Raw genomic sequence first — 690 nt, forward strand, 5'->3', positions numbered from 1 at the left:
AAAGTACAATGCTGATTGTGGAGTAGTTATATCTGCATCACATAATCCAGTAGAATACAATGGAATAAAATTCTTTAATAAAGATGGATATAAGCTTGATGATGAATTAGAACTAAATATAGAAGAATATATTGACAATATAGAAAAAGTAGATTATCATCCAGTTGGAGAAAATGTTGGTAAAAAAATACACAAACACGATGCACAAAGAGATTATGTAAATTATTTAAAATCTATAATAAATGTTGACTTTAAAGGATTAAAAGTAGTTTTAGATTGTGCAAATGGAGCAGCTTATAAAGTTGCGCCAATAGTATTTGATGAGTTAGGTGCAAGTGTAGTAACTATAAATAGTGAACCAGATGGTAATAATATAAATGATAAGTGTGGATCAACACATCCGCAAAGTCTACAAGAAGCTGTTCTGGCGCACAAAGCAGATTTAGGGCTTGCATATGATGGAGATGCTGACAGATTAATTGCCGTTGATGAAAATGGAAACATTGTTGACGGAGATCATATAATGATATTAAGTGCTATATATTTAAAAAAGAAAATAAATTAGCAAAAGATACATTAGTAGTTACAGTAATGAGTAATATAGGCCTTACTATAGCAGCTAAAGAGCATGGAATAAAATTAGCTACTACTGCTGTAGGGGATAGATATGTATTAGAAGAAATGAAAAAT

Annotated in this window: 2 protein-coding genes; both read left to right on the forward strand. The window is 30.3% G+C overall.

Features of this window, described 5'->3' with window-relative positions; translation table 11 throughout:
* The coding region (locus JWF52_RS18895; protein WP_502711272.1) for a phosphohexomutase domain-containing protein at positions 1–565 on the forward strand (565 nt) is incomplete at its 5' end.
* Between the two features lie 26 nt (positions 566–591).
* Positions 592–690, forward strand: a 99-nt coding sequence (locus tag JWF52_RS19835; RefSeq protein WP_353654987.1) for a hypothetical protein, incomplete at its 3' end; no start/stop codon positions are given.

This window comes from Clostridium sp. CCUG 7971, from assembly GCF_017590215.1.
Lineage (GTDB): Bacteria > Bacillota > Clostridia > Peptostreptococcales > Peptostreptococcaceae > Faecalimicrobium.